The 5,933-nt window shown below is 40.3% G+C and carries 6 protein-coding genes and 1 pseudogene; 4 read left to right on the forward strand and 3 right to left on the reverse strand.

Annotated features, from left to right (window positions below; genetic code table 11):
- Positions 1-1,066: 1,066 nt before the first annotated feature.
- From FUA23_RS22975 to FUA23_RS22630, 3 genes and pseudogenes are all read right to left on the reverse strand, one after another.
- On the reverse strand, positions 1,067-1,195 hold the full coding sequence (locus FUA23_RS22975) for a hypothetical protein (protein ID WP_262713721.1): 129 nt from the start codon (positions 1,193-1,195) through the stop codon (positions 1,067-1,069).
- 36 nt (positions 1,196-1,231) lie between these two features.
- Positions 1,232-1,591, reverse strand: a pseudogene (locus FUA23_RS23200) (PDDEXK nuclease domain-containing protein).
- A 48-nt stretch (positions 1,592-1,639) separates the two neighbouring features.
- Positions 1,640-1,960, reverse strand: coding sequence for a DUF1016 N-terminal domain-containing protein (locus FUA23_RS22630; protein WP_222707083.1), 321 nt, complete (start codon positions 1,958-1,960; stop codon positions 1,640-1,642).
- Between the two features lie 888 nt (positions 1,961-2,848).
- Here FUA23_RS22630 and FUA23_RS21805 point away from each other — a divergent pair.
- The 4 genes from FUA23_RS21805 to FUA23_RS21820 all read left to right on the forward strand — a co-directional run bounded on the left by FUA23_RS21805 (position 2,849) and on the right by FUA23_RS21820 (position 5,828).
- Entirely contained in the window at positions 2,849-3,178 is a 330-nt protein-coding gene (locus tag FUA23_RS21805; RefSeq protein ID WP_147932897.1) for a hypothetical protein, read from the forward strand.
- A gap of 574 nt (positions 3,179-3,752) precedes the next feature.
- A complete protein-coding gene (locus FUA23_RS21810) occupies positions 3,753-4,463 on the forward strand; it encodes an 8-oxoguanine DNA glycosylase (RefSeq protein WP_147932898.1) in 711 nt (236 codons plus the stop codon).
- Positions 4,464-4,479: 16 nt separating this feature from the next.
- Positions 4,480-4,812: a hypothetical protein gene (locus FUA23_RS21815; protein WP_147932899.1), complete on the forward strand. Its 333-nt coding sequence runs from the start codon at positions 4,480-4,482 to the stop codon at positions 4,810-4,812.
- 197 nt (positions 4,813-5,009) lie between these two features.
- Positions 5,010-5,828: a carbohydrate kinase family protein gene (locus FUA23_RS21820; protein WP_187271185.1), complete on the forward strand. Its 819-nt coding sequence runs from the start codon at positions 5,010-5,012 to the stop codon at positions 5,826-5,828.
- Positions 5,829-5,933 lie beyond the last annotated feature (105 nt).

Raw genomic sequence — 5,933 nt, forward strand, 5'->3', positions numbered from 1 at the left:
ATGCCATCCTGGACAGGATCATCCCGAAGGCTCATCGGGTCGAACTCAAAGGAAAAAGTCTGAGGAAACGATCTGAAAACTTATCTTCGTAACCCTAACAAGCGCGAGTTATCCACATGGGGGTCAATACTCCGGAATGAGGGGGTCAGTAACTCCGGAATACGCAGATGCTTGATCGCTCAAAGAACGGTACTAGGAAATTCAAAGGTGACGGTGGTTGGCTTTCCACTCCCCTGTACTTCGATTCTTGCTTCTGCGAGTACGGCGAAAACCGACCAAATCTCCTTGTCCTTGTTCAAAATATTGTACTCAATCTTGGTGTCTACCAGATTAGAAAGTGCTTGTTTTAGTTCTACGGTATTGGAGTCATCCCACCCCGTTAGACGCTTAATCTGTCATAGGTCGCAAGTAAATCTCCTCTCCTCTGGTTGCCTCTTTAGTTGATCCTTTGCAATGTAGATCAAGGCGTTCAAGGTCTTACGTTCCCGCAAGGTAGTTATGTTCCCCATCTGCACTAAACTACTATGCTTCTTGATTTCCCGTGTTTGTATCGTACCATCGAAAAGCGTTGCCTGTTTCTTGCTCATAGTTACCTGGGCTAAGAAATGAATACTTAGGTTCTAAAGAACAGAACACGCATTGCAAGTGCTGTTACTTTGAACCCGGAAATTTGTTACTTTGAACCGTTTCAACCCTGTCAAAGCCCTTTGCAATCAAGCAAATAGAGAGCATTCAAAGACAAACAGGGAATTTGTTACTTCGCAGTATTTTGAACCCGGAAATTTGTTACAATAAAGCGGGGATTTGTTACTTCAAACAGGAAATAAGTTACTTCAAAGCGGGAATTTGTTACTTCAATGCCTGTGAAAACCTTTAATAGCAAGCTGTTTTCTTCCCTAAACATATAAACAGTTAAAACTATTAAACAACAATCAGAGAGAGTAGTACATGATGATGATTTTTTCTTTCTTTTTATACTTCATAGGAGCAAGCTCTTAGAGCGTTCAGAAACGAAAAATAGTTTTCAAAAAATGTCAATTTTCTGAACGATTTTGAAATTTTGAATTTATTCTTCCTCAATTTCAATCCCCTTGATTTCTTTGGCGATTTCTTCGATTGAAGGAAGTTCGTTTTGTAAATCTTCCGGCAAGCCGTTTTCAAGCAAATAGCTTGAAATTCCGATAGGCTGTTTCATTGCATCAAGTGCATACTGAGCAGTTATTTCATCTTTTCATTTGCAGAGGAGTAGGCCGATAGTTGGATTTTGAGCGGCCAGTCTGAGTTCGCTGTCAATTGCCTTTTGATAGAATCCAAGCTTCCCAGCGTATTCCGGTTTGAACTTCGTCGTCTTCAATTCAATGACCACGTAACAATTGAGCTTCACATGAAAGAAGAGGAGGTCTAAGAAGAATTCCTCTTGTCCCGTTTTCATTTTGTACTGCCTTCCCATGTAGGCGAAACCAGATCAAAGTTCGAGTAAGAAATGAGTGATCTTATTGACCAGTGCATCTTCCAATTCTTTCTCTTTTGCCCTAGATGAAAGGTTCAAAAAATCAAAATTGTAAGGATCTTTTAAAAGCGAAGAAGCCAAGTCACTACTAGGTTTTGGAAGGGTGTTTGTAAAGTTTGTAATGGCCTTTCACTGAGCTTCAAAAAGCTTCCTTTCGATGTGAACAACCATCATGTTTCTTGACCGTCCGTTTTCAACTGCTTGTTCAGCATATCGAAGACGTTGAGTAGGGTCTTTCACTTTTTGTAAGAGTAGGATATTGTGCGACCAGGTAATTTGTGCAACAGCCTGTTGCCCAATTTCAAAGCCTGGATATTCCCTGGCAAAACGCCTCATGTATTTGATATTTCTTTCTGAAAATCCTTTTATTCCAGGAAAGGATTCTTTGAGGTCTTTAGCGAGTAACGGTATTACTTTATCTCCCCATTCAGCTTCAGATTGAACGTTCAAAATGCGTTTTCAAAGTTGCCAGTAGAGGAGTAGTAGTTCCTGATTCACCTTGATTGAAGCTCTGATTTGAGCTTGCTGTATTTGGTCTTTTACCTTTTTGAAGAAGGTTTTGTAATTCGTGTTCAAAGGGAGTGACATAGTTCGTTCTTGGTCATAAATGACCAGAGTGTAGAGGTCTCGGAGAGTATTGCAAAAAGAAACACTGGTTCGCCTTGCAATTAAGCAAGAGGAGGCTATAAGCAAACTACTTTATATCATTCCTAGTGCATACCATGCTATACAAAGTCCTTGCGGTGACTAATGGAATCGAAAGAGAAGTACCCCAAAGTGCTATTTGATCCATGCCGTCAGACACGACCTTCAGAGTCGTTGCAACCAAAGCCGGAATAAAACGAAACCAGGAGAGGAGAGCAAAACGAACGGAGAGTAGAAGACAGGAGAAGAAAGAAACCCCCCTAAAGGATTTCTTTCTGCTGCCGTGTATCTCGGATTGCTTGTTGGTTGTATTGTTTCTGCAACCTGCGAGCCTCTTCTAATGAGTCAGTCGAAGTACCAATGTCTACGAAAAGTTGATTCTGGCGATCCATTCGTCAACCTAGAGTAACATTGTCGTAAGACAGTTGAGCATCTACGATCTGTGCTCACAAGAGAATGAGATTTCGCTGAGTGTTGTTGGTGAAAGCAACGACATACCTACGCAAAGGCTCACCGGAAATTGACACGGTAAATCAGTTAAGATTAACTCTGTTAAGAATTCTTCCTATCTCCATGACACTATAAAAAAATGTAAAAGCGCACTTTCAAATAGTGCGCTTTCAAGATAGGTCGAAAAGTTGTAGTTGTGCAAGTCATCCCTATAGTCGTAGGGCAAACAAAACCAATTGCCTTATGGGAGACCAAACTCCACCAACCCCATTTCCCTGGGAACCCCAGCCGCAAGAAGTGGCTGGCACTTACCGTTTTGATGGTCGATTCGTTGCTACCGCAACGGTCATCAACGATCTCGGAAACGACGTGGTCCGCGCACTCTATTTCATCGCCCAAAGACTTGTCCAGGAGGATGACGGGATTGATTACATCTTAGCTTTCAAACACCGGGAAACCGGAAAAGTAGTATGGATGATTGATCAACTCAACGACGATATGAAAACGTCGGAGTCAAAAGAATGGGTAGAGGAGTATAATACTTGTACTCTGTGCTATCCATCCGAGCGGTAAGGAAAACTAACTTTTGCTGCGTCTGGTTATTCCAAGCGCAGCTTTTGCTAGAAAAGGAAGTCTTTGAGTTTAAAGGCCACGAGAATCACTATGTAATAGTTGTGAGAAAGGAAGGATGATCACGTTTGCGAAAACCGCTATGGAAGCGTCAGACGGATGAATCGTGAACTAAAATCAGACGCGGCTTGACCCTATCAAACGGAACACCCTATCTCTAGAAGGTAAGACTCTCTAGAAAGGTGAGCCTACTATCTAAAAACAACAGCTGATTTATCTGTTACGGCTAGCCTAAACCATCCATTGGGCAATAACGTAGCTTTCATAATAATGCAATTGAGATCACCCGACTGGTGAAGTTGTTGTCTTGTTACATAGATATTCTCAGACAAAAGCGTATGTTTGGATGATTGGAGGCCTGTAGTGGCACAATATGTTTGTAATTGTGATGACTGAAACAAAAGGCCGCGGTAGTCGCAGCAATATTTAATTAGTTTGACCTGTGTTAGAATTATTGTTGTTCTTGAAAGTTGGGTACTTCTATTTTTCTTATAAGTTCACTAATTCGATCTCTAGCATGAAAACAAAGATTGACGAATCATTTCTCTATGATACAATTCAAGAAACACTAAGGAGAATTCCTCAACCAAGTGAAATGGTCATGAAGAGGATTTCATGGGGAAGTTGCGAAACTCTTTTCACCCCTGCATATTGGAAGTTGCAGTATCACCTAGACCATGCAGAAGAAGATTTTTCAATAAACCATAGGCTTAGTGACTGCATTTATGAAGAAATAGTTGGTTGCATGCTAGGGCTATATGAATTTCAATGTGAATATAGAACTGAAATATTTTACAGAATAACACATATGGGCTCAAAAAATTGGTTTAGAGGAAACACAGTATTGAACTTGATCCTATCTATATTCCCCAAGTTTCCTACAAAGAGAATGCAATACATAACCGAGCTTATTAGCGATAAGGATAGCTTGCACTTAACGATTGATGACGACCTAAAACTAAGAAGCCAACTCTTACAAGTAAATGGAATAGGGTGGAAAAATGCTTCGTGGATCACTAGGAATTTTCTAGATAGTGAGAAAGTCGTTGTTTTAGATTCGAACGTTATTAAAGCGTGCTTCAAAATGGGATTATACGAAGGACTGAAAAATCGAAGTAGCGATTATTTAAGGATGGAGGAAACGTTTATTGAATTTTGTCGTATATTGGATGTGATTCCATCAAAAATGTGCTCGATCATGAACGATCATGTTAGAACACTTAAATAATTTATAAATATTTTGTATGTCTGGAGGAGGAGGAGGTAGTATCCCTACTATAAATCGACCTGGCGGCGGTGGCGCTGAAGATTGTGGCTCTCTTAGAATCATTACTAGTGTTGCATCACCGGATAGTGATGTTTTAGTCGATGTAAGTGAAGGTGACATACTCAATGTGAGGACACTGTCTAACGAAGGTCCTGTAATCATCGAAACTCCTGACGGTAGAGTTGTTGGGAGTGTTCTCTCTAGAGAAATGATAAGACTCATAAGCTGTATCAATAATGGTATCGAATTTAATGCTGTTGTGAATTCAATTTCTGACGGTAGATGTGTCATAGAAATAAGTAGCGAATGATTGTTGTAGGAGGTACATATACAGAAGTGTGTTATGAGCCGATGTGGAATCACATCTACGGCTCTGGGTTGAGGGCAGTTCACCTCATTTGTGAACTACAACTTAGTAAGGACGTAGTCTTTTACACTTCGTGCGATGATCATGAAACATCACCTTATCTGAATTACTTCAGGAGCTTGTACCCAAGACTAAGTATTGTGAAACATCAAATTACAAAAGGATTTGAGTTTTATTATGATCACCCATTGAAAGATCCTGTTATTATTCCTAGTCTAGAGAACTTGACTCGTAATCTAATTAGAGTTAATGAACCCAATGGAAACATATTAGCATTTGGCATGATTGAGTCTGACTTAGTTTTATCTGGTGAAAAAGTCGTGTATGATCCGCAATCTACCGTTCGTCCTATTTCCTTCAAGAAAAATGGATCTAATGCAGTCGAATTAGCTCTAGTTCTTAATATGTCGGAAGCAGCTAAGTTATCAGGAGAAATTAAGCTAGACAGAATATGTGCTAAAATATTCGACGATGAGTCCTGTTCTTTACTAATTATTAAAGACGGGGCAAAGGGGGCATATTTATTTGACGGGCGGAATAGCGACGCTGAGACTATCCCAGTTTTCCTGACAGATAGAGTTTGGACAATTGGATCAGGAGATATCTTTAGTACTATGTTTGCTACCTGTTGGTTTGACGGAATGTCGGCAAAAGAGTCAGCTCACCACGCAAGTCTAGCTACAGCATTGTATTGCAATTCAAAAGAAATAAGTGAAGTGAAAAATTTAAGCTCTGATAGGTTCAAGCCATTACATATAGTAAATGTACCTAGTCATCAAGTCTACTTAGCAGGTCCGTTTTTTACAATGGCAGAGAGGTGGATAATTAACGAGACATGGAAGAGCCTCAGAGGTTTTGGCCTATCCGTTTTCTCACCTTTTCACGATGTCGGCCTAGGTAAAGCTGATGATGTAGTAAAGAAGGATATACAGGGATTAGATGTAGGGTGTTCCCTCTGATACGAAATCGTCGAGGCTGATTCTGGCTCAAAAAAGATGTGCTCTCAAACTGTTAGTTTTGGGTTACGAAGCACAAAACACAGATGAGAGCACGCCTCAAAGCTA

This window comes from Neolewinella aurantiaca, from assembly GCF_008014675.1.
GTDB lineage: Bacteria > Bacteroidota > Bacteroidia > Chitinophagales > Saprospiraceae > Neolewinella > Neolewinella aurantiaca.

Coding starts and splice junctions, on each gene's coding strand:
- FUA23_RS22975 (WP_262713721.1), bottom strand. CDS start 1,195: ATGAAACAGCCTATCGGAATTTCAAGCTATTTGCTTGAAAACGGCTTG.
- FUA23_RS21805 (WP_147932897.1), top strand. CDS start 2,849: ATGGGAGACCAAACTCCACCAACCCCATTTCCCTGGGAACCCCAGCCG.
- FUA23_RS21810 (WP_147932898.1), top strand. CDS start 3,753: ATGAAAACAAAGATTGACGAATCATTTCTCTATGATACAATTCAAGAA.
- FUA23_RS21815 (WP_147932899.1), top strand. CDS start 4,480: ATGTCTGGAGGAGGAGGAGGTAGTATCCCTACTATAAATCGACCTGGC.